This is a genomic window from Arthrobacter sp. EpRS71, from assembly GCF_001512285.1.
In the GTDB taxonomy this organism is placed as follows: Bacteria; Actinomycetota; Actinomycetes; order Actinomycetales; family Micrococcaceae; genus Arthrobacter.
On record NZ_LNUV01000004.1, the window covers coordinates 386953 to 408963 of the forward strand.

18 protein-coding genes are annotated in these 22011 nt (G+C 61.5%); 12 read left to right on the forward strand and 6 right to left on the reverse strand.

What is annotated here, in order from left to right; all coding sequences use genetic code 11:
* Positions 1-10: 10 nt before the first annotated feature.
* Positions 11-2020: a M3 family metallopeptidase gene (locus AR689_RS09285; RefSeq protein ID WP_062069405.1), complete on the reverse strand. Its 2010-nt coding sequence runs from the start codon at positions 2018-2020 to the stop codon at positions 11-13.
* Between the two features lie 73 nt (positions 2021-2093).
* On the opposite strand from AR689_RS09285, the gene AR689_RS09290 reads away from it, so the two are divergent.
* The gene (locus AR689_RS09290) at positions 2094-3359 is read left to right on the forward strand and encodes a CapA family protein (RefSeq protein ID WP_062069408.1); all 1266 of its coding nucleotides are present in this window, start codon (positions 2094-2096) and stop codon (positions 3357-3359) included.
* A 3-nt stretch (positions 3360-3362) separates the two neighbouring features.
* On the opposite strand, the gene AR689_RS09295 is transcribed toward AR689_RS09290, so the two are convergent.
* Both AR689_RS09295 and AR689_RS09300 read right to left on the reverse strand, forming a co-directional pair.
* Complete coding sequence (locus AR689_RS09295; RefSeq protein ID WP_062069411.1) at positions 3363-4139, reverse strand: type 1 glutamine amidotransferase; 777 nt, start codon at positions 4137-4139, stop codon at positions 3363-3365.
* Positions 4136-5464, reverse strand: coding sequence for a Mur ligase family protein (locus AR689_RS09300; RefSeq protein WP_062069414.1), 1329 nt, complete (start codon positions 5462-5464; stop codon positions 4136-4138). Before AR689_RS09300 ends, AR689_RS09295 begins: the two co-directional genes overlap by 4 nt.
* 102 nt (positions 5465-5566) lie before the next feature.
* Between AR689_RS09300 and pdxT the strand changes: the two genes are divergently transcribed.
* The 9 genes from pdxT (at position 5567) to AR689_RS09345 (ending at position 15446) form a co-directional block, all read left to right on the forward strand.
* Positions 5567-6268 carry a pyridoxal 5'-phosphate synthase glutaminase subunit PdxT gene (pdxT, locus tag AR689_RS09305; protein WP_062069417.1) on the forward strand — a complete coding sequence of 234 codons (702 nt, stop codon included), beginning with the start codon at positions 5567-5569 and terminating at the stop codon, positions 6266-6268.
* A 3-nt stretch (positions 6269-6271) separates the two neighbouring features.
* A complete protein-coding gene (locus AR689_RS09310; protein ID WP_062069420.1) occupies positions 6272-7027 on the forward strand; it encodes a YebC/PmpR family DNA-binding transcriptional regulator in 756 nt (251 codons plus the stop codon).
* Between the two features lie 65 nt (positions 7028-7092).
* A complete protein-coding gene (gene ruvC / locus AR689_RS09315) occupies positions 7093-7671 on the forward strand; it encodes a crossover junction endodeoxyribonuclease RuvC (protein ID WP_062069423.1) in 579 nt (192 codons plus the stop codon).
* 114 nt (positions 7672-7785) lie between these two features.
* Complete coding sequence (gene ruvA / locus AR689_RS09320; RefSeq protein WP_062069427.1) at positions 7786-8430, forward strand: Holliday junction branch migration protein RuvA; 645 nt, start codon at positions 7786-7788, stop codon at positions 8428-8430.
* Positions 8423-9499, forward strand: coding sequence for a Holliday junction branch migration DNA helicase RuvB (gene ruvB, locus AR689_RS09325; protein ID WP_024816851.1), 1077 nt, complete (start codon positions 8423-8425; stop codon positions 9497-9499). The genes ruvA and ruvB overlap by 8 nt, the downstream gene beginning before the upstream one ends.
* A 143-nt stretch (positions 9500-9642) precedes the next feature.
* Positions 9643-10026, forward strand: a complete 384-nt coding sequence (yajC, locus tag AR689_RS09330; RefSeq protein WP_197412852.1) for a preprotein translocase subunit YajC — start codon at positions 9643-9645, stop codon at positions 10024-10026.
* A gap of 114 nt (positions 10027-10140) precedes the next feature.
* The gene (gene secD / locus AR689_RS09335) at positions 10141-11892 is read left to right on the forward strand and encodes a protein translocase subunit SecD (protein WP_062069432.1); all 1752 of its coding nucleotides are present in this window, start codon (positions 10141-10143) and stop codon (positions 11890-11892) included.
* The gene (gene secF, locus AR689_RS09340; RefSeq protein ID WP_062069436.1) at positions 11892-12887 is read left to right on the forward strand and encodes a protein translocase subunit SecF; all 996 of its coding nucleotides are present in this window, start codon (positions 11892-11894) and stop codon (positions 12885-12887) included. Before secD ends, secF begins: the two co-directional genes overlap by 1 nt.
* Positions 12888-13052: 165 nt before the next feature.
* Positions 13053-15446 (forward strand): RelA/SpoT family protein, encoded by a 2394-nt coding sequence (locus AR689_RS09345; RefSeq protein WP_062069439.1) that lies wholly within the window; start codon positions 13053-13055, stop codon positions 15444-15446.
* On the opposite strand, the gene AR689_RS09350 is transcribed toward AR689_RS09345, so the two are convergent.
* From AR689_RS09350 to AR689_RS09360, 3 genes are all read right to left on the reverse strand, one after another.
* A complete protein-coding gene (locus tag AR689_RS09350; protein WP_062069442.1) occupies positions 15443-16051 on the reverse strand; it encodes a hypothetical protein in 609 nt (202 codons plus the stop codon). The genes AR689_RS09345 and AR689_RS09350 overlap by 4 nt on opposite strands.
* Positions 16052-16151: 100 nt before the next feature.
* Entirely contained in the window at positions 16152-17648 is a 1497-nt protein-coding gene (locus tag AR689_RS09355) for a DUF349 domain-containing protein (RefSeq protein ID WP_062069445.1), read from the reverse strand.
* Positions 17649-17714: 66 nt separating this feature from the next.
* Positions 17715-18509, reverse strand: coding sequence for a peptidylprolyl isomerase (locus AR689_RS09360; RefSeq protein ID WP_197412845.1), 795 nt, complete (start codon positions 18507-18509; stop codon positions 17715-17717).
* A gap of 204 nt (positions 18510-18713) precedes the next feature.
* Between AR689_RS09360 and hisS the strand changes: the two genes are divergently transcribed.
* Complete coding sequence (gene hisS, locus AR689_RS09365; protein WP_062069447.1) at positions 18714-20060, forward strand: histidine--tRNA ligase; 1347 nt, start codon at positions 18714-18716, stop codon at positions 20058-20060.
* A gap of 110 nt (positions 20061-20170) precedes the next feature.
* The gene (gene aspS, locus AR689_RS09370; protein ID WP_062069450.1) at positions 20171-21964 is read left to right on the forward strand and encodes an aspartate--tRNA ligase; all 1794 of its coding nucleotides are present in this window, start codon (positions 20171-20173) and stop codon (positions 21962-21964) included.
* Positions 21965-22011 lie beyond the last annotated feature (47 nt).

Sequence of the window (22011 nt, forward strand, 5' to 3'; positions counted from 1 at the left end):
CGGCGTCGTACTAACGCAGTCCCCGCCGCTTGAGGAGGGGCTCCAGCACGGCGTCGCGGCCCCGGAAGGCGCGGAAGGACTCCAGCGGGTCGCGGCTGTTACCCCGTGAGAGCAACTCAGACCTGAAGCTGTCCCCATTGGCGCGTGTCAGGCCACCGTTTTCCTTGAACCACTCCACGGTGTCGGCGTCCAGCACCTCGCTCCAAATGTAGGAGTAATATCCTGCGGCATAGCCCGCGCCGGCGAAGATGTGCTGGAAATAGCCCGTCCGGTACCTCGGTGGGATCAGCGGGTGAGCGATTGCTGCGTCCGCCAGGGCTTTGGCCTCGAAGGCGATAACATCGTCCGGCACGTCCGACTCGGAGATCACGTGCCATGCGAGGTCAAGGAGCGCTGCACCCAGATATTCGGTGGTTGCGAATCCTTCTCCCCACAGCACGGACTCGTTGAGTTTGTCCACGGTGTCCTGCGGGAGGACTTCCCCGGAAGAGTAGTGGCGTGCGTAGTTGGCCAATACCTCAGGCCACATGATCCACATCTCGTTGACCTGGGACGGGTATTCCACAAAGTCACGCGGCACGGACGTTCCGGAGAACCGTGGATACGTGACGTTGGAAAACAGGCCGTGCAGGGCATGGCCGAACTCATGGAAGACAGTGCGAACCTCGTCCAACGACAACAGTGTTGGCTCGCCGGGCGCCGGTTTGGTGATGTTGAGGTTGTTGATCACCACGGAATTGGTGCCCAGCAGTCTGGACTGCTCCACGAGGGAATTCATCCAGGCACCCCCGCGCTTTGACTCCCGGGTGTAGTAATCGCCAAGGAAGAGGCCGAGCCCGGTGCCGTCTTCATTCCGTACCTCCCAGACGCGGACGTCGGGGTGGTAGCCTTCCACATCGTCCCGCTCATGGAATGTCACCCCGTACAGCTGCGTTGCCGCATGGAAGACCCCGTGGGTGAGTACAGTTTCAAGGCTGAAATAGGGGCGGATTGCCTGCTCATCCACCTGGAATTTATCCTTGCGAACCCGGGCAGAGTAGTACGCCCAATCCCAGGGCTCAAGGTCGTGGCCGGCCGCTGCCGCCAAGGCATCTGCCTCCGATTGGGCATTCCGCACAGCGGCGGGGGCCATGTGACCCAGCATCGCTTGGACCTCACTGAACCCGGGCGCTGTCTGCTGGTCAACCACCAGCTCAGCGAAATTGGCGAAACCCAAGAGAGCGGCCTTCTCCGCCCTCAACCGGACAGTAGCCTTCACCATGTCACGGACGTCCAAGGGGCCAGCAGCCCCTCGCGCCAAGGACGCCTCGTAAAGGCGACGGCGGATGCTCCGGTTCTCCAAAAACGCCAGGGCGGGTTGATTGCTGGGTTGGATCAAGGTGAGTAAATACTTGCCTTCGTGTCCGGCAGACTTTGCAGCTTCCGCGGCGCCGGCGATCAATTCCGGTTGCAGACCGGCCAGCTCGTCGGCGTCGTCAAGAAGCAGTGCAGCGGACTTCATGGCGTCCTTGACGCGCTGTCCAAATTCGGTGCCAAGGCGTGACAACCCGGCGTTGACTTCGCGCAGGCGGTGTTGCCCGGCATCCTCAAGCTGAATTCCAGCTTGCCGGAACTCTTTAAGATACTCCTGCACCAACCGGGCCGACTCCGCATCCAGAACGGTGGTGTCGATCGCTGCGAACCGTTCGTAGAGCCCACGGTTCATATACACGGCGTCCTGATGTGCTGAGAGCTTGGGTGAAAGCTCGATCTCCAACGCCTTGATGGCGTCGGAAGCATCAGCGGAAACCAGTGTGAAGAACGCTGCCGCAGCCCGGTTGAGGAGCAGTCCGGACCGCTCCATGGCCACTGCGGTGTTTTCAAAGGTGGCTGGTTCCGGGTTGTCCACGATTCTGGCGATTTCACTCAGATGCGTGGTCAAACCTGCCTCCACGGCCTCGGCATAGTGCTCCGTTGAAATGCCGGCGAAGGGCGGAAGCCCATAGGGCAAGGGGCTGGGGCTCAAGAGTGGATTGGTCATGAAGTGACTCTTTCACGTAAGAATCGTGTCCTCAAGAGCGGCACGCCCGGTTCCGAAGTGCTTCCGCCATAGGATGAAAGTCATGGGCAAAATCACATTCTCCGTGGGGCGGTTCCGTACTCACAAGGCCGCAATCGTGCTGAGCGGCGTGGCTTTGGCTGTGTCCTTGGGTTCCTGCGGTGTGATCGCAGAAAACGATGACGCGAACCGCAGCAGCGCACCGTCTGCTCCCTCAGCCGAGACACCCAGCCCAACGCGCACCCCCGCACCGAACCCCACCCCCGGCACAGGTCCGGCTTGTCCGGAGCTACGCTGCACTTCCATCACGGTGACAGGCGACATGCTGGTTCACACCCAACTCTGGCAACAAGCCAGAGCTGACGCAGCGGCGGCGGGTCAGTCCGGCTACACTTTCGTGCCGCTTCTCGAAGGCCAGCGCCGTTACATCCGCAACAGCGACCTCGCCATCTGCCATCAGGAAACCCCGGTTGCAACCCCGGAAGGGCCGTTCTCCGCCTACCCGTCATTCAACGTGCCGCCGCAAATCATCGCTGCCTCCAAGGACGTCGGTTACAAAGCCTGCACGACGGCCAGCAACCACACCATTGACCGTGGGACCGAAGGCTTGCTGAGGACGCTGGATGCCTTGGACTCGGCCGGCCTGAAACACACGGGTTCCTACCGGACGGAGGCGGCGTCCAAGGAGATACTCATGCTCCAGACGGACGCAGCCAAAGTGGCCGTCATCATTGGAACGTACGGCCACAACGGTCAGATTCCGCAGTATCCATGGCTGGTTGACGAACTGGATCCAGCGGCCATGATCGCGAAAGCAAAACAGGCCAAGGCGCTTGGAGCTGACATCGTCCTGGGTGTCATGCACGCCGGTGACGAATATGCCAGTGAAGCCAACGCCCAGCAGCAGGAGGTTGCGCACGCATTGGTGGACAGTGGCCAGTTCACCATGATCTACGGGCACCACACTCACTCCGTTTTGCCCATCGAGAAGTACAAGGGCACGTGGATTGTCTACGGGCTCGGCAACGGTGTCACTGAATTGTCACCGTGGTATGTCCTGAATAACGAGGGCCTGCTGGTGAGGGCGCAGTTCAGCCAAAACACGGCCGGCGTTTGGACAGCCACGGACCTCGCTTGGGCGCCGTCAGTGATCGTTCGGGATCCCTACCGCTGGTGCTCCGTGGCCAGCGATGCACCTCAGGGAGTCTGCGCCACCCCAGCGGCCGATGCCGAGACTCATCAGCGAACCAAAGCAGTGGTTGAATCCATGGGCGCCGCAACTGCAGGAGCGCATGAACTGCTGATTACCAAGGAAAAGTAGCGCCTAGCGCGGCCGGCGGGCGGCGTGTTCTCGGGCAAGGCTGGCATAACCGTCGTCGGGCGTTCCAGGCACGAAGCTGCCGAACTTGCGTTCGGCCGCCGTCCGGATCAGGAAATCCGCGATGGCCGGGTTTTTCGGCAGCAAAGAACCATGCAGGTAGCTCGCCACAACGTTGTTGTAGCGCGCGCCCTCGTGTCCGTCTTTACTGTTGTTTCCCGCGCCCTTGGTCACAGTACCCAGCGGCTCGACGCCGGGACCCAACGTGGTCTGACCACTGTGGTTCTCATAACCCAGGATGTCGCCGAACTCGGCGGACTTCATGGTCACGTTGCCGATGAGTCGTTCGTCCGTTCCGTGGGTTTCGACGTCAAGGATGCCGATGCCGGGAATGACCGGGCCGGTGCTGGTCTTGAAGAACTTGCCGAAGAGCTGGTACAGCCCGCAAATGACCAGCATGGGGGCGCCCCCGTCCGCCAGCTGCTTTAACGTGGCAGCGCGTGCTTGGAGGTCGTTTTGAATGACCAGCTGTCCGCTGTCCTGCCCGCCTCCACCCACAATGATGTCCACGTCGTCCGGGAATTCGTCGCCCACGTTGTACTCGAGCAACTCCGGAGTGTAGCCGTGCCACTTGATCCGTTGCTTGAGGACCAGGGCGTTGCCCCAGTCACCGTAGATGTTCATTTCGCGCGGGTAGAGCTGGAGAACGCGGAGTGTTCCCTTGCTGGGCTGTGCTGCCGGGCTGGGCTGTGATGTCGGCGTGGGCTGTGCTTCCGAGGTCATGAGACCACCTCAACTATGGTGATTTTGGCCAGCTCGCGGCGAATGGCGAGCATGGAAGTGTACGTGCAGAAGACCCGCTTGGGTTTGCCCCGCGAGCCGTCAATGAAAGTTCGCAGTGCCGCGGTGATGTCCGGTTCCACCACGCCGAAGTGCACGTCGTCGTATTGGAGACGCAGCGCCATGTCGTAGGCGCGCACACCGGTAAGGACTTCCACGCCGCCTTCGCGCAGGGAATCGAACTCTACGTCCCACAGCCACGACATGTCCCGGCCGTCGGCATAGTTGTCGTTGATGGCGATCATGGTGGCGTATCCGCCGGCGGGGAACGACTTCAGTCCGAGCCGGAAGCCGCTGGGGTTCTTCACCAGCACGAGTTCCAGGGGCTGTCCGTCCACTGTGAGGCTTTCACCGCGGCCGAAGGCGGGTGCAACTTCTCCCAAAGCCTTCACAAGCTTGGGCGTATCAACGGGCCCGGTTCCCAAAACGGACCGCGCCAGGGACAAAGCCGCCGCCGCGTTGAAGATGTTGTAGACGCCGCGCAATTTCATGGATGTGGTGACCGTTTCGCCGTCGAACTCAAAGTCAGCGTCTTGGGCACCTACCCGGCGGAGCACGACGTCGGCAGCCGGCAGGTCTACATCGTCACCGGTCCCGGCGGCAACGGAGGTGCCGGACGGGGACGGGCCACTGCCCGTCCGCATCTCGTCATCGTTGGGAAAGGTGCTGCGCAACGATTCGTCGAGGCCGAAGTACCGGACTTCGGGGTGGTGGACGGCGTCGAGGGTATTGAGGGCGTTGGCGATCCGGGCGACACGGGGGTCCTCCCGGTTGAGGACAACGGTGCCGGTGGTCTTGGAGGCGATGTGCTCCAGCAGCCGGGCGGTCTTGTCGATTTCACCGAAGCGGTCCAATTGGTCGCGCAGGACGTTCAGCAGGAGGCTGTAACGGGGCTCCACTTTGTTGACGAAATGCACGGCGTGGGCTTCGTCAAGTTCCAGGATGGCAATGTCTGCGTCGAGCCGTCCACGCCAGTCCACGTCGCCCAAGAGGGAAGCGGCGACACCTCGTGTGAAGTTGCTGCCACTGCGGTTGGTGAAGACTTTCAGGCCTTGGCTTTCAAGGAGTTCCACCACCATCTTGGTGGTGGTGGTCTTGCCGTTGGTGCCGCTGACCACGGCTACACCCAGGGGAAGCGAAGCCAGCGTTCGCTGCATGAAGCCGGGATCGATTTTCTCGACCACCAAGCCAGGAAAAGCTGAGCCTCCGCCCCGGAGCCGGGACAGTGTGCGGACCAGCTTGCCGAGGGGAACGCTGAAGGAAAGCATGCTCTGTAATATATCCCAGTCAAGGCATGGAACCCCGACTGGCGGACGCTTCGGATAACTGCGGGCGGCATCACCGAGGTTCATGGCCACTATGATGGTCGAATGACCAACCCCCTTTCCGACGCTTCGTCACGCGTGGGTTCAGGACTCCGGATCGGCGTGCTGGCCCTCCAAGGCGACTTCCGCGAGCATATCCACGCAGTTGAGGCGGCCGGCGCCACCGGCGTGGGTATTCGCCGTCCTGTAGAGCTTGACGACATTGACGGCCTGATCATCCCCGGCGGCGAATCCACCACCATTGACAAGCTCTCCCGCATCTTCGAAGTCCGTGACCCCCTTCAAAAGCGCATCGCGGAAGGCCTCCCGGTCTACGGCTCCTGTGCCGGCATGATCCTGTTGGCCAATGAAATTGCCGACCCGGCAAAGGACCTGGACGGAAATCCCCAGCAGACTTTTGGTGGGCTGGATATTACGGTCCGCAGAAATGCATTTGGACGGCAACGCGAGTCCTTTGAAACCGACCTCGATTTCAAAGGCCTTGATTTCAGCGCAGGGGAGTCCGGCGTGGATCCTGTCCACGCGGTATTTATCCGTGGCCCCTGGGTGGAGCGTGTGGGGCCGGGTGTGGAAGTCCTTGCCCAGGTTGACCCCGACCACGCCAGCCACACGGCCACTTTGCATGGAGTGGCTAGAATTGTTGCAGTGCGTTCCGGCCAGTTGTTGGCTACCTCCTTCCATCCGGAAGTGACGGGAGAGAAACGCGTGCATGAACTCTTTATTCGAATGATCAGAGGAGAAGCGTAAAGCATGTCAGGCCACTCCAAATGGGCGACCACCAAGCACAAGAAAGCCATCATTGACGGCAGGCGTGCAAAGTCGTTCGCGAAACTGATCAAGAACATCGAAGTTGCTGCCCGCATGGGTGGCCCGGACCTCGCCGGCAACCCTGGCCTCGAACTTGCTGTCACGAAGGCCAAGAAGACTTCGGTTCCCAATGACAACATCGACCGCGCCATCAAGCGTGGGGCCGGGCTCACCGGTGAAGTGGTGGACTACACCGAGATTATGTATGAGGCCCGCGGTCCGCAGGGTTCGGCGTTGTTGATTGAATGTCTGACCGACAACAAGAACCGCGCTGCTTCCGAGGTGCGCCTTGCAATCTCACGCAACGGCGGCACCATCGCCGATCCCGGTTCCGTGAGCTACCTGTTCGCCCGCAAGGGTGTTGTTGTCCTGCCCAAGAACGGCCTCAGCGAAGACGACATCCTGATGGCGGTCCTGGAAGCCGGAGCCGAGGAAGTCAAGGACAGTGGTGAGAACTGGGAAATCCACTCCGAGCCCTCTGACCTTCAGGCCATCCGCGACGCCTTGAAAGAAGCGGGCATCGATTACGACACCGATGAAGCCGAGTTCGTTCCTTCCATGCAAGTGGACCTGGATGTTGACGGTGCCAAGAAGTTCATGAAGCTCGTGGACGCCCTGGAAGAACTGGACGATGTCCAGAACGTCTACAGCAATGCGGACCTCAGCGAGGAAGTTCAGGCAGCTCTCGACGCCGAATAGCCGGCCAGGACGCAGCGCGCAATTCTTTCACTCAGCAGGTTGACAGCCACCAGGAAGGCCCGGACTTGACTCTTCGCGTATTGGGAGTCGATCCGGGCCTCACCCGTTGCGGCATAGGTGTAGTGGACATTGAGCGGAACCGCAGGGCCACCATGGTGGCAGTCGGAGTGGTGGGTACCTCTGCTGAGCTGACGCTGGATCAGCGGCTTCTGGTCATAGCCCAAGCCATTGATGAGTGGCTGGACCTGCACAAGCCGGACGTGGTCGCCGTCGAACGTGTTTTTTCGCAGATGAATGTCAGCACGGTGATGGGTGTCGCCCAAGCCTCAGGTGTGGTTATCGTGGCGGCCGCGCGTCGGGGGATCCCCGTTGCGATGCACACGCCTTCGGAAGTCAAGGCGGCAGTTACCGGCAGTGGCACTGCCAACAAGGATGCCGTGACCAAGTTGGTGACCAAGATTTTGCGCCTGGATGCTCCGCCGAAGCCGGCTGATGCTGCAGATGCCCTGGCGCTGGCCCTCACCCATGCATGGCGCGCTGGCAGTGGGATGGCCCCGGCCAGCGGCGGGAACGGCAAGGGTGGTCTCACTCCCGCCCAGAAAGCCTGGGCTGACGCAGAAGCAAAAGCGCGCCGCAAACGGTGATTGTCAGCTCTCCTTGCTAGGGTATTCGTAGATATGTTCGGATAGTCCGCTTCGGCCGCAATACTGACAGCAGTATGACGGCAACCAAGCAGGCAGTATTTCAGGAGCCGGGTCTTGATCAGTTTTCTCCGTGGAACCGTAGCCCACGTTGGTTTGTCCACCGCTGTAATCGACCTCAACGGTGCGGGAATGAGTGTCTTCGCCACACCGCAGACCTTGAGCCACCTCAAAACTGGGACTGAAGCCAAGCTCTTCACTTCCATGATCGTTCGCGAAGATTCCCTCACGCTGTTCGGTTTCGCCGACGACGACGAACGCGAAGTTTTCGACGTCCTGCTCAGCGTCAGCGGGGTTGGGCCGCGTTTGGCCTTGGCCGTCCTGGCCGTCCATGAACCGGAGACCATCCGGGTGGCGGCTCACACCGGTGACAGCAAAACGTTCACCAAGGTGCCGGGTATCGGCCCCAAGGTGGCAGGCCGGATTGTCCTTGAGCTGGCCGGCAAGTTGGTTCCCCACGGAACCGGAACCGGTGCTGCTCCGGCCGCAGCCCCCAACGCCGAATGGAAGCCTCAGGTAGTCGCGGCCATGACCAGTCTGGGATGGTCGGAGAAGGACGCCAACGGCAGCATCGACAAAGCCATGGCTGACTCTCCGGAACTCGTTGACGCTGGAAATGTGGCCCAGATTCTCCGGGCTACTCTGCGCTGGCTCGGCCAGGACGGGGCACGCGCAGGCAATCGTGTAGGCAGCCGTGGCTGAGCAGTCACTCGTCAGCGGGGGAGAGGAACCGGAAGAGCGGGTCATTGAAGCCGCGCTCCGTCCCAAGAACCTGCACGATTTCGTCGGACAGCATCGGGTCCGTAAGCAACTTGCCTTGGTACTGGAGGCCTCCAAAATGCGTGGTCGCAGTGCCGATCACGTGCTGATGTCCGGACCTCCAGGACTAGGCAAGACCACCCTTGCCATGATCATCGCTGCGGAGATGAACGCGCCGCTTCGTATCAGCAGCGGGCCCGCCATCCAGCACGCGGGGGATCTCGCCGCCATCCTTTCCTCTCTCTCAGAGGGTGAGGTTCTGTTCCTTGACGAAATTCACCGCATGTCCAGGCCGGCCGAAGAAATGCTGTACATGGCCATGGAGGACTTCCGCGTAGACATCGTGGTGGGCAAGGGCGCAGGTGCAACTGCCATTCCATTGGAGCTGCCGCCTTTCACACTGGTGGGTGCCACAACACGGGCAGGTCTTCTCCCGGGTCCGTTGAGGGACAGGTTTGGTTTCACCGGGCACCTTGAGTTCTATTCAGTCGCAGAGCTCGAACTCGTCCTCAGGCGCTCTGCGGGACTGCTGGACCTGAAGGTGAACTCCGCGGGCTTCACAGAGATAGCCGGCCGGTCCAGGGGAACGCCGCGTATTGCCAACAGACTCCTGCGTCGGGTCCGTGACTGGGCGCTGGTTCATGGCATTGAGCAGATCGACGCCCGATCCGCTTCAGCGGCCCTGGATATGTATGAAGTGGACGAGCGCGGCTTGGACCGGCTTGACCGCTCGGTTCTTGAAGCCCTGATCACCAAGTTCAACGGTGGCCCCGTGGGTTTGTCCACATTGGCTATTGCCGTAGGCGAGGAACCCGAAACGGTGGAGACCGTTGCTGAGCCGTTCCTGGTCCGCGAAGGGCTGTTGGGACGAACGCCGCGTGGCCGGATCGCGATGGCATCGGCGTGGACCCACCTTGGTTATGCTGTCCCGGCCGGGGTCTTTGGCCAGGAGACCCTGGCGCTGTTCGGTGAGGATGAAAACCACGCCGAAAGCGTGGATACGGTCGGTTAGCACCCTCTGTTCACCTTTTCCCTCTAGACTGGTATGACGCTCGGCACGTTCGAGTCCTCGGTCGATGCCCGCTTTGCGGATCTGCCAGGGACGTTGCCGTGAACCAAAACGTAAGTACAGAACGGAACTTCCCTGTGGATCCAATGACCATATTGCTGTTCGTCATGCTTGGACTCTTTGTCTTCATGATGTTCCGCCGCAACAAGAAGACCCAGCAGCAGCAGGCTGAAATGCAGTCAAAGTTCGCGCCGGGCGTCGACGTCATGACCAGCTTCGGTCTCTTTGGCCGCATCGTGTCCATCGACGAAGCCGAGAACAAAGTCGTGATCGAACTCTCCCCGGGTAACCAGGCCACGGTTCACCGTCAGGCTGTCACCAAGGTAGTGGAGACCACCCCCGAGGAGGCACCGGTTGTTCCTGATGACGCGTCTTCTTTGACTGCCGCGCAGACCGAAGCGCCTACCGCCGTCGAAACACCGGAAGAAACCATCGCGCGCCTCAATAAAGAGGACAAGAAGGACAACTAGCACCGTCAGTCGCGGCGACACCGCGCAAGGCAACTTCTAAGGCAGCGGAGAGCCGCCGGCAGACGCTTACCAGCGTCGGCCGGCGGCTGTCCGGCGATAACAGGAAGATCGATAATGGCAAGGACCGGCCCCAAAAACTCAGCCCGCAGGGTGCTGACCTGGCTTGGAGCAATTTTCGTTGTATTAACCGCTGTCCTGGCTGGCGGAGTAGTGACTGGCAATGCCAGTTGGGCTCCCAAGCTTGCTCTGGACCTCGAAGGCGGAACCCAGATGATCCTGGCCCCCAGGGTAGAGGGTTCCAGCGAGATCAATGAGGAGCAACTCAATCAGGCAGTTGCCATCATCCGGCAGCGTGTGGATGGCTCCGGTGTTGCAGAAGCCGAAATCAGCACGCAATCGGGCCGGAACGTTGTGGTCAGTCTTCCGGGAACGCCTTCCAAGGAGACGCGCGACCTCATTCAGGCCTCGGCCGACATGAACTTCCGCCCGGTCATCACTTATGGCGACCCGGGAGCTGTTCCCGCCGAGCAGCGCACCCCCGAGGACCAGCTTCCCAAGCCCACCGCGGAGCCAGCCAACGCCAGCGACATCAACTGGGTCACTGCGGACATCGTCAAGGAATTTGAAGCCCTCGACTGTGTAAATCCGTCACCGGAGAAGCGCGATCGTTCGGATCCGGCCAAGCCGCTGGTAACCTGCGAGGCTGCCACGGACAAGACTCCGGCCATCAAGTACATCCTGGGGCCCGTTGAGGTCAAGGGCCAGGACATCAGCGATTCCACCTTTACCCAGGTCCAGGGTGCCCAAGGCTCCGTGACCAACACGTGGGGCGTGAACATTGTCTTCAACGCAGATGCAACTGCGAAGTTCAAAGCAGTAACCGAACGGCTCAACCAGTTCTATGCCGCGGCACAGGCCCAGGGAACTGAAGATCCCAAGTCACAGTTCGCGATTGTCCTGGACGACAAAGTGCTGTCCGCCCCTCGCGCCTTGGCTGTTATCACCGATGGCAAACCCCAGATCACGGGTAACTTCACGCAAGCGTCCGCGAAGGCCCTCTCTGATCAGCTTCGCTACGGCGCGCTGCCCATCAGCTTTGAGATCCAATCACAAGAGCAGATTTCCGCCACGCTCGGTGGCGACCAACTTCGCCTGGGGCTGCTGGCAGGCATGATCGGCCTGTTGCTCGTTGTGGTCTACTCCCTCTTCCAATACCGTGCCCTGGGCTTGGTGACCATCGCCTCCCTCGTGGTCGCGGGTGTGCTGACCTATTTGGCGATCGCCATCCTTGGGTGGACGGAAAACTACCGTCTCTCCTTGGCCGGTGTGGCCGGTCTCATCGTGGCCATTGGCCAAACTGCGGACTCGTTCATCGTCTACTTCGAACGCATCAGGGATGAGCTGCGAGAGGGACGCGGATTGGTCTCCGCCGTGGAGAACGGCTGGAAGCGGGCAAAGCGCACCGTGCTGGCCTCCAAGGCCGTCAATCTCCTGGCGGCATTGGTCCTCTACTTTGTTGCTGTCGGTAACGTCCGCGGTTTCGCCTTCACTCTTGGCCTGACCGCCCTGGCGGACCTCCTGGTGGTGTTCATGTTTACGCACCCCATGCTCCAGGTTTTGGCGCGCACCAAGTTCTTCGGCGAAGGACACCGTTTCTCAGGGCTTTCTCCTGACCGCCTTGGCGCAGTTCCGCTCTACCGCGGGGCCGGCCGGCTTCGGACGCCTGCCGAAAAGCCGGCGGTAGTCCGCGCACGCAACACCGGTGCGGCTGCTGAAGCGGAACGTCGCATGACCATCGCCGAGAGGCGCCTTGCCGGGAAGGGCCAACTCACTGGTTCTTCAAACGGCACCAAGGAGGAGAAGTAATGACCACGAGCTTCGCAACCTTCGGCCATGAGCTCTACACGGGCAAACGCTCGTACAACTTCGTCAAGTCGAAAAAGATTTGGTTCATCATTGCCGCGGTCGCCGTGGCGCTCTCCATTCTGGTTCCTGTCGCCAAGGGCGGTTTCAACCTTGGAATCGAGTTCCGCGGCGGTTCGGAATTCACGGTTTCAAACGTGAGCACCACCGATGCTGCCCTCGGCGAAAAGGCCGTCCATGATGTGGTGCCGGGTGCCATTCCGCGTGTTGCCAACGTGGCAGGCAACACCATGCGCATTCAAACGGACCAGTTGACCGATGACGAGACGAACCGGATCAAGGATGGCCTCACCAGCGCCTACGGGGTGACGGAGAACGAGGTGACGTCCAACTTCGTGGGACCCACCTGGGGCCAGGATGTCACGCGACAAGCCCTCATCGGCCTGGTGGTCTTCGTTGCCTTGGCAGCTGTCCTGATGGCGCTGTACTTCCGAACCTGGAAGATGTCGTTGTCGGCACTTGTTGGCATGCTCGTCACCATGTTCACCACGGCGGGTGTCTACGCCCTCAGCGACTTTGAAGTCACGCCGTCGGCAATCATCGGCTTCCTGACCGTCCTCAGTTACTCGTTGTATGACACGGTGGTGGTCTTCGACAAGATCCGTGAAAACACCTCGGACATCACCACGTCCACGCGCCGCACGTTCGGCGAAGAGGTCAACCTCGCTGTCAACCAAACCCTGGTCCGCTCCATCAACACCATGATGGTGGCCATCCTCCCGGTTGCAGCAATCCTCTTCATCGGTGCCGGGCTCCTGGGCGCCGGTACGCTGCGCGATCTTTCCCTGGCACTGTTCGTGGGCATCCTCATCGGAACCGCTGCAACGATTTTCATCGCAGCACCGCTGTACGCATGGCTGCGTCAGAGCGAGCCTGAGCTGGTGAAGCAAGCCAAGAAGGTTGCTCACCGCAGGACTGAAGCCACAGTCCAGGGCTGAACAGCCTCCTAAAAGCCCCTTGGGTTGCCTTGAGCCGGCCTCCGCACCAGTGCGGGGGCCGGCTTTTTGACTTGCCCGTGTCATCGTCATGTGCTGCCCGGTTGCAGAAGCATTCACCTGCGGGAATAGACTGGGAGAATTAAATCGGTTGTGAGGGGTACTTCTGTGGAAGAACGTGCGACGTCGGCACCACCGGCGGGCGGGGATGACAGCCGTGAGGCTGTGGCAGTTCCGGCAACGAGTGTGCCCGGACGGACCGCAGCGGCGGTTCCGATCGATGCTCCCGGCGTGCGTCCCACCTTCCCCGGGCGGAGGGAACGCACCCGTTCCAGGCTTGCCCGCCTGACGGGCCGGGGCATTGCCCCTTACTCGCCCATTTTGGAACCACTGCTGCGTACGGTCCGGGCAAATAATCCCAAAGAGGATTTCGATCTGATCCAACGCGCCTTCGCGGTGGCAGAGCAGAGCCACCAAGGACAAAAGCGCAAGAGCGGTGATCCCTACATCACCCATCCGGTGGCAGTGGCCACCATCCTGGCCGAACTCGGTATGACAGGGACAACCCTGGCGGCTGCGTTGCTGCACGACACCGTGGAGGACACTCCGTACACGCTGGCAGACCTGACGCGGGACTTCGGCCCTGAAGTTGCCATGCTGGTTGACGGTGTCACCAAGTTGGACAAAGTCAGTTTCGGTGAGGCTGCCCAGTCGGAAACCGTTCGTAAGATGGTCGTGGCGATGGCCAAGGACATCCGTGTCCTGATGATCAAGCTGGCGGACCGCCTCCATAATGCGCGGACCTGGCGGTTCGTTTCCGCGGAGTCCTCATCACGCAAGGCCCGTGAAACCTTGGAGATCTTCGCACCCCTGGCGCATCGCCTGGGTATGAACACCATCAAGTGGGAACTTGAAGACCTCTCCTTCGCAGCGCTGTACCCCAAGGTGTACGAGGAAATCGTGCGGATGGTGGGAGATCGTACGCCAGAGCGCGAGAAGAGCCTCAGCGTCATCCGCAACCAGATCGCAGATGACCTTCGGACGGCTCGGATCAAGGCCACCATCACAGGCCGGCCCAAGCACTACTACTCGATTTATCAGAAGATGATCGTCCGCGACAAAGACTTCGACGACATCAACGACCTCATGGGCGTTCGCGTTCTGGTGGATTCAGTGCGTGATTGTTATGCCGCGCTGGGGACTTTGCATTCACGGTGGAACCCGCTTCCGGGCCGGTTCAAGGATTACATCGCCATGCCCAAGTTCAACATGTACCAATCCCTGCATACGACGGTGATTGGCCCGGGCGGCAAGCCCGTGGAGATTCAGATCCGCACCCACGAGATGCACCGGCGTGCAGAATACGGTGTGGCCGCCCACTGGAAGTACAAAGACCAGCCCAACCGGACCGCACAAGGTCCCGGCAGCCCGCGTGACGGCGACATGGGTTGGCTGCGGTCGCTGGTTGACTGGCAACAGGAGACTTCCGATCCCGGAGAGTTCCTGGATTCACTGCGCTATGAGATCAACGCGCGGGAAGTTTTCGTCTTCACCCCCAAGGGCGAGGTCATGGCTCTTCCGGCAGGGTCAACGCCCGTGGACTTCGCGTATGCCGTTCACACCGAGGTGGGCCACCGAACCATTGGCGCCCGCGTCAACGGAAAGCTGGTTCCCCTCAACAGCGAACTCAACCACGGCGACTGGGTTGAGATCTTCACCTCCAAGGCAGAAGGTGCAGGCCCCAGCCAGGACTGGCAGCACTTCGTCAAATCTGCCCGTGCACGCAACAAGATTCGGCAGTGGTTCACCAAGGAACGCCGCGAAGAAGCGATTGAGCGTGGCAAGGACATGCTCACCAGGGCCATGCGCAAGCAGAACCTGCCTCTGCAGCGCCTGATGACGCACGACGCCCTCTCAGCCGTGGCAGAGGACTTCCACTACGTTGACATCTCCGGGTTGTATGCAGGTGTCGGTGACGGGCACACGTCAGCTCAGTCCGTCATGGAAAAGCTCGTTGAGCACCTGGGCGGTCATGAGACTCCCGACGAGGACTTGGATGAAGTCAGTATCCCCACCCAGGTTGCGAAGTCGAAATTCTCTGATTCCGGCGTCATTGTGCGGGGCGTGGGCGATGTCTGGGTCAAGCTGGCCCGCTGCTGCACTCCGGTACCGCCGGATCCCATTCTTGGCTTTGTGACCCGTGGTTCAGGAGTTTCCGTCCACCGGACGGACTGCACGAACGTCTCGGGTCTTCGCGACCAGCCGGACAGAATTGTCGAAGTGGAGTGGGCGCCTACCCAGTCCAGTGTCTTCCTGGTGGAGATTCAGGTGGAAGCCTTGGACCGGAAGTCCCTTCTCTCCGACGTGACCCGTATCTTGTCCGAAAACCACGTCAACATCCTCGCAGCATCCGTTCATACCTCAAGCGACAGGGTGGCCATCTCGAAATTTGCCTTCGAGATGGGTGATCCCAAGTATCTGCACCACGTTTTGAACGCAGTGCGTCGGATCGACGGTGTTTTCGACGTCTACCGCACCACTGGAAACCGCCGGCGCAGCTAACGCCGCTCTGCCGGAGCCAGCTGGGCCAACGTTGCCAGAGCACGTCTCTTGTGCGGAACCCGGGGGGTGGCCTCGACGGCAAGAATGAGGAGCCGGAGCTTGATGCCAAGCTCTTCGCGCGCCAGCAGGCGCTTCAGTGCAGGCAACGCGCGATCCGTTTCAACGTGCAGGGCGATATCCGCCGCGGTACGGAGCGGGCTGCTGACCAGCATTCCGCCCAGGCTCACGACGTCCATTTGGCCCAGCCGGACTTCGTGCAGGCTGCATGCCGTGCTTCCCCGCAGGCTGGAGATGCGGTGTTTCGCGTCCACCAGAAGTGACAAGTGCTCGGGTGGTTTGGCGCAGCCGTAAATCCACGCAGCAGTGAGGCGTCCTGCAACCACCTTGGTCCGTATCCGTTCCGGGACTGTCAGGGCCGCTGCACGGGCCCTCAGGCGGTGGGTGACTGCCACACCCGGTGACGCATAACTCTTCCCGTACAGGGGCAGCAGGATGCCATCGAATGCCATACCCTGCAGTTCGTTCCACGAAAAGATGGGGCTGGGGGAGTAGAGCTCGGAGATGACCGGCTCCTGCAAGAGGGGGGCGGTGACAGCGGGATCCATTCGTCGATCATTCCGTGGAGCCGCCCTACGAGTACAGGCTCCGTCCGGGTTATGTGGATAACCCGAACGGAGCCTGCGGTGAGTGCTTTCTTAGGAACCCCTAGGCGAGGTCACTGGCGGAGCGCTGGATCTGGTCGAGCCATGCCTGACGTGCTTCCAGTGCTTCGCGGGCGGCCTTGATGCGGCGCTGGTCGCCAGCCTTTTCAGCCTTCTCCAGATCCTCCTTCAGGCCTGCGATGGCGGATTCAAGCTGTGACAAGGCGCTGTTGGTGCGGGCCTTGGTTTCCGGGTTGCTCCGGCGCCACTTCTCTTCCTCGGCTTCACGGACCGCGTCCTCGACCTTGCGCAGCCCGGCCTCGATCCTGCCCATATCGGCGCGGGGAACCTTACCGGCATCTTCCCAACGATCCCTGATGGACTGGAGGGCCTTCTTGGCCGCGTTGAGATCGTTGATGGGCAGGAGCGCCTGCGCCTCAGCCACCAGCTGTTCCTTCACGCCCAGATTGGCCGTGTATTCCTGGTCGATTTGGTCGTTGGCGGCCTGACGGTTGCTGAAGAAGACGTCCTGCGCAGCGCGGAAGCGGCTCCACAGTGCGTCGTCGTCCTTGCGGCTTGCACGCGGAGTGGTTTTCCACTGGTCCATCAACCTGCGGTACTCGCCTGCAGCGAATCCCCAGTCGGTAGAGGTGGAGAGCGCTTCAGCCTCTGCAATCAGGGCTTCCTTTGCGGACTTTGCCGCAGAGTTGTTGCTGTCCAGCTGGGAGAAGTAGGCGCGGCGGTGGCGATCGAAGACCGTCCGGGCAGAGCGGAAACGCTTCCAGAGTGCGTCCTCGTTGCTGCGTCCCAGCCTGACCCCGCTCTTCTGCGCGGCCTTCCACGTTTCAAACAGCTCGTTCATTCGTGCGCTGGACGTTTTCCACTGGATGTGAGCGGGGTCCTGGCCGGCAATGGTTTCAGCTTCGGCCACGATCGCTTCGCGGGCCGCGAGCTCGCTTGCACGCACCGCCTCGTGGGCGGCTTTCTCCGACTTTTCCAGCTCGACGACCTGGGCTGAGAGGGTGTCCAGGCGGGCCTCGGCAGCGCGGATGTCGCCCACCATGTTGCGCTCCGCGAGCTGCTCACGCAGGTGCGTGACAGTCTTCTGCATGTCCGTGGCGGGTGCCTTGGACTGCACCCGGTGTTCCAGGAGGACTACCTGCGCAATGACGTCGTCGAACTTGCGGGCAAAGTAGCCAAGGGCCTCGTCGGTGCTGACGCCCGGGTACTGACCAACCGGGATCTCTTCACCGTCCAGCGTCAGGAAGACGTGGCCATCACCTTCGGCCCGCCCCCACTTGGCTGCCTCAGCAAGTGACGCCGCAGATACCGCAGGAGCGGCAGGAACGACGGCGGCGGGAGCCTTGGGGCGAGCCGCGAAGGCGGCTGGGGACGGCGCTGCGGACGGCGTCGGACGGGGAGCAGCCGGTGCCGCGGGAGCTGCTGCTGACTCCTCGGCGGGAGCTGCGGCCGCCGCCTGATCGGCTGGGGCTGCTGTTGCCTGGACTGCTTCTTCGTTGGCCACTACTGCTGTTTCGTCGGATTTCTGACTGTCTGTCACCGCTAAAAGTCTTTCGCTTGGAGGGAACTGCTCAGGTAATGCACTCCGGGCCGGGCCGGGAGCTGGTTACTTCAGAGAAAACGAGTCTATCGTGACAGGTGCCACAGGGGCGCCGTCGCTGGCGTTTTCACCGGGTTTAAGGCCTGCTGCAGCAATCTTGGCAACGACGTCCAGGCCGCTGGTCACCTTACCCACCACGGTGTATCCGCCGGCCGTATCAGCCGGAATGGTGGTGTCCTTATAGACAATGAAAAATTGGTGGCCGTTGCCGAAGGCGTTGTTCCCGGTGCGGGCCACGGCAATGGTCCCGGCAGGGTAGTTGTTGTCCGCAGGCGCGTTTTCCAGTGGACCCCATCGGTAGTTAGGATCGTCCGTCCCGTTTTCGTCGGTGGCGCCGCACTGCAGGAGCCCAAACGCTTCGGACGTCGTCAGGCGGTGGCAGAACTTCCCGTTGTAGTACCCGGAGTCACTCAGGGACTTGAAGACGGCGGCAGCCTGCGGTGCCGCAGTTCCGTTCAGTTCGATGCCGAGTACGCCACTGTTCAAGGCGAGCTCGCCGGTGAAGGTTTTTCCGGCAGCCGTTTCCGGACCGGGTACGTCGGCGCTGTTCGTTGCAGCCGGGGAAGCGGACGGTGAACTGAGCCCTGCTTCGGCAGCGGCGAACTCCGCCTCGGTGGGGTTGGAGCTGAAGACTGTCAGTTGCAGCACAACGGCCAATACAACCGCCACGCCGGCTGCACCTACGGCGATGGTGTTGTCGCGTTTGCGTCGCTTGCCCTGTTCCTGCCGCAGGGCACGCTTGGCTTCCATCTGCCTGATGCGCCGTTTCGCTTCGCGGTCATCCCGCGACCTTGTTGCCAAGAGTCCTCCTGATTGTGTCCACTTTTGTGGCTGCCGACAGGAACCGGGCATGCTGCATTAGATGTGCACGCGCGGAAAGCATAAACTGGCTGCCGCACATAGTTTATGCATGACCGGCTGGTCGTCCGCCCTGTAAACGCCGAAAGGGCGTTTAAAGCTGCGGTGTGATGCCAGCGTCAGCTTTCTTTGAGGAGACTTTCCACCATGGCACGTACCGCCTCCCTGTCCGGATTCCCCGAGTGGCTTCCCCAGGAGCGGTTGGTGGAACTCCATGTGCTGGATACGCTCCGGAAGACGTTCGAGCTCCACGGCTTTTCCTCCATTGAGACCCGTGCTGTTGAAACCGTGGGACAGCTGCTCCGCAAAGGCGAGATCGACAAAGAGGTCTACGGCCTGAGCCGGCTTCAGGATGAAGAAGGCGAGGCTGCCAAGTCGGACAAGTCTGACCCGAACGCCTTGGCCCTTCACTTCGACCTGACCGTTCCCTTTGCCCGCTATGTGGTGGAGAACGCCGGGTACCTGGCGTTTCCCTTCCGCCGGTACCAGATCCAGAAGGTTTGGCGGGGCGAGCGTCCGCAGGAAGGCCGTGCGCGTGAGTTCACTCAGGCGGACATCGATGTTGTGGGCGACGGCGAACTGCCGTTCCGTTACGACGTCGAAATCGCGTTGGTCATCGCCGAGGCCTTGAGCGCTCTCCCGATCCCGGACTTCCGGCTTCGGATCAATAACCGCAAGCTGGCTGAAGGCTTCTATCGCGGCATTGGGCTCACTGACACGGCCGGGGTGCTGCGCAGCATCGACAAACTGGAAAAGATCGGGGCCGCCAAGGTGGCTGAGCTGCTGAAGAGCGAGCTCGGAGCCACGGACGAGCAGGCTGCGCTGGCGCTGGAATTGGCTGGCATCCGAACGGAAGACACATCCTTCGTGGAACGGGTGCGTGCACTTGGGGTCAAGGACGAGCTCCTGGAAGAGGGCCTGAATGAGCTTCAGCAGGTTATCGAGGCTGCCGTCCAGCGGGCCCCTGGCAAGGTGGTCGCCGACCTCAGCATCGCCCGCGGCCTGGACTACTACACAGGAACCGTGGTTGAGACGGTGCTGGTGGGCCACGAGCAGCTGGGTTCCATTTGTTCCGGCGGCCGCTACGACGCGTTGGCGAGCAAGGGCAACCGCAAGTTCCCCGGCGTCGGGCTTTCCATTGGCGTGACACGGCTGGTCTCGCGCATCCTCAGCCAGGAATTGGCAACTGCCTCCCGCTCGGTGCCCACGGCGGTGTTGGTTGCCTTGAACTCAGACGACAGCTGGTCCGCGGCGCAGGACATCGCCGCCCAGTTGCGTGGCCGCGGCATTGCCACGGAAGTTGCAGCCAAAGCGGAGAAGTTCGGCAAGCAGATCAAGTTCGCGGATCGTCGGGGCATTCCGTTCGTGTGGTTCACCGACGACGACGGCAAGCACCAGGTCAAGGACATCCGCTCCGGCGAGCAGGTAGACGCGGACCCTGCGAGCTGGGCACCGTCGGAAGAGGATCTGCACGTCCGGATCACCACCGCCTGATAGATCGATAGCTTGTCCTGCCTGGTGGCGGGAGCCGTGGCCGGGGCGGGTAAACTCGGACGGGACCGCTTTGCAGCGGTCCCTCTAAATTTCATGCTGAAAGGAATGCTGTGCTGCGCACACATGACCTCGGATCCCTTCGCTCCGAGCACATTGGACAAACCGTTACCCTGGCCGGCTGGGTGGGCCGCCGCCGTGATCACGGTGGCGTTGCATTCGTTGACCTGCGTGACGCCTCCGGTGTCGCCCAGGTGGTTGTCCGTGAGGAAGAGGTCTTCCACGGCCTTCGGAACGAGTACGTGCTGCAGGTGACGGGTACCGTCAACAAGCGTCCTGAAGGCAACGAGAACCCGGCTCTGGCCACGGGTGACATCGAGGTTATCGCGGACAACGTTGTTATCCTCAACACTTCCGAGCCTCTCCCGTTCCAGATTGACGAGCACGTGGAGGTCGGCGAGGAAGCACGCCTCAAGCACCGTTACCTGGACCTTCGCCGTCCCGGCCCCGCACGCAACATGCGCCTGCGTTCAGAGGCAAACCGTGTGGCACGCGAACTGCTGCACCAGCGCGGATACGTCGAAATCGAGACACCTACGCTGACGCGTTCGACGCCGGAAGGCGCCCGCGACTTCGTGGTTCCGGCTCGTCTTGCCCCGGGTTCCTGGTACGCCCTGCCGCAGTCGCCGCAGCTTTTCAAGCAGCTCCTCCAAGTGGGCGGCTTCGAGAAGTATTACCAGATTGCCCGTTGCTACCGTGACGAGGATTTCCGTGCCGACCGTCAGCCTGAGTTCACGCAGTTGGACATCGAAGCCAGCTTCGTTGACCAGGACGATGTCATTGAATTGGGTGAGGCAATCGTCAAGGCGTTGTGGCAGTTGATCGACGTCGAGATCCCCACCCCGATCCGCCGCATGACGTACCTGGACGCCATGGCCAAATACGGTTCGGACAAGCCCGACCTGCGTTTCGGCGTGGAGTTGACCGAACTTACCGAGTTCTTCAAAGACACCAACTTCGGCGTCTTCAAAGCACCCTACGTCGGCGCAGTGGTCATGCCCGGTGGCGCCTCCCAACCACGCCGTACCCTGGACGGCTGGCAGGAATTCGCCAAGCAGCGTGGACACAAGGGCCTGGCGTACGTCCTCTTCAAGGAGGACGGCGAGCTCGCCGGCCCCGTTGCCAAGAACCTCACGGATGAAGAGCGCGCCGGCCTTGCTGACGCCGTTGGCGCCAAGCCCGGCGACTGCATTTTCTTTGCTGCCGGCGAGAAGTCCGCGGCGCGTGCCTTGCTGGGTGCCGCACGTGTTGAAATTGGCCACCGGACGGGCTTGATCGATCCCAAGGACTGGGCGTTCGTTTGGATCGTGGATGCTCCCATGTTCGAGCCTGCTGCCGCTGCTGTTGCCTCTGGCGACGTCGCAGTGGGTGGGGGACAGTGGACGGCAGTGCACCACGCGTTCACCTCGCCCAAGCCTGAGTTCCTGGACACCTTCGACCAGGACCCGGGATCTGCGTTGTCCTACGCGTACGACATCGTGTGCAACGGCAACGAAATCGGCGGCGGTTCCATCCGTATCCACGACCGTGAGGTTCAGGAGCGCGTCTTCCAGCTGATGGGCCTGGACAAGGAAGAGGCCGAGACCAAGTTTGGCTTCCTCCTTGAGGGGTTCAAGTACGGCGCTCCTCCCCACGGCGGCATGGCCATGGGCTGGGACCGTGTGGTGGCCCTCCTCGCCGGGGTTGAGTCCATCCGCGACGTCATTGCCTTCCCCAAGACCGGCAACGGTTATGACCCCTTGACCGCTGCACCGGCTCCCATTACAGCCCAGCAGCGCAAGGAAGCGGGCGTCGACTTCAAGCCCGAAGCCAAGCCTGCCGCCAAGGCAGAGGCGAAGGCCGAGTAGTTCACCTGCCAAAGGCTCTCCACTGCGGTGGGGAGCCTTTGGCGTTC

What these genes read in the sequence shown, in the direction of transcription:
- AR689_RS09350 (WP_062069442.1), bottom strand. Translation starts at nt 16,051, where the DNA reads ATGGATCCCGCTGTCACCGCCCCCCTCTTGCAGGAGCCGGTCATCTCC.
- pdxT (WP_062069417.1), top strand. Translation starts at nt 5,567, where the DNA reads ATGACCAACCCCCTTTCCGACGCTTCGTCACGCGTGGGTTCAGGACTC.
- hisS (WP_062069447.1), top strand. Translation starts at nt 18,714, where the DNA reads ATGGCACGTACCGCCTCCCTGTCCGGATTCCCCGAGTGGCTTCCCCAG.
- AR689_RS09295 (WP_062069411.1), bottom strand. Translation starts at nt 4,139, where the DNA reads ATGACCTCGGAAGCACAGCCCACGCCGACATCACAGCCCAGCCCGGCA.
- secD (WP_062069432.1), top strand. Translation starts at nt 10,141, where the DNA reads ATGGCAAGGACCGGCCCCAAAAACTCAGCCCGCAGGGTGCTGACCTGG.
- AR689_RS09290 (WP_062069408.1), top strand. Translation starts at nt 2,094, where the DNA reads ATGAAAGTCATGGGCAAAATCACATTCTCCGTGGGGCGGTTCCGTACT.
- AR689_RS09300 (WP_062069414.1), bottom strand. Translation starts at nt 5,464, where the DNA reads ATGCTTTCCTTCAGCGTTCCCCTCGGCAAGCTGGTCCGCACACTGTCC.
- AR689_RS09310 (WP_062069420.1), top strand. Translation starts at nt 6,272, where the DNA reads ATGTCAGGCCACTCCAAATGGGCGACCACCAAGCACAAGAAAGCCATC.
- yajC (WP_197412852.1), top strand. Translation starts at nt 9,643, where the DNA reads ATGACCATATTGCTGTTCGTCATGCTTGGACTCTTTGTCTTCATGATG.
- secF (WP_062069436.1), top strand. Translation starts at nt 11,892, where the DNA reads ATGACCACGAGCTTCGCAACCTTCGGCCATGAGCTCTACACGGGCAAA.
- AR689_RS09285 (WP_062069405.1), bottom strand. Translation starts at nt 2,020, where the DNA reads ATGACCAATCCACTCTTGAGCCCCAGCCCCTTGCCCTATGGGCTTCCG.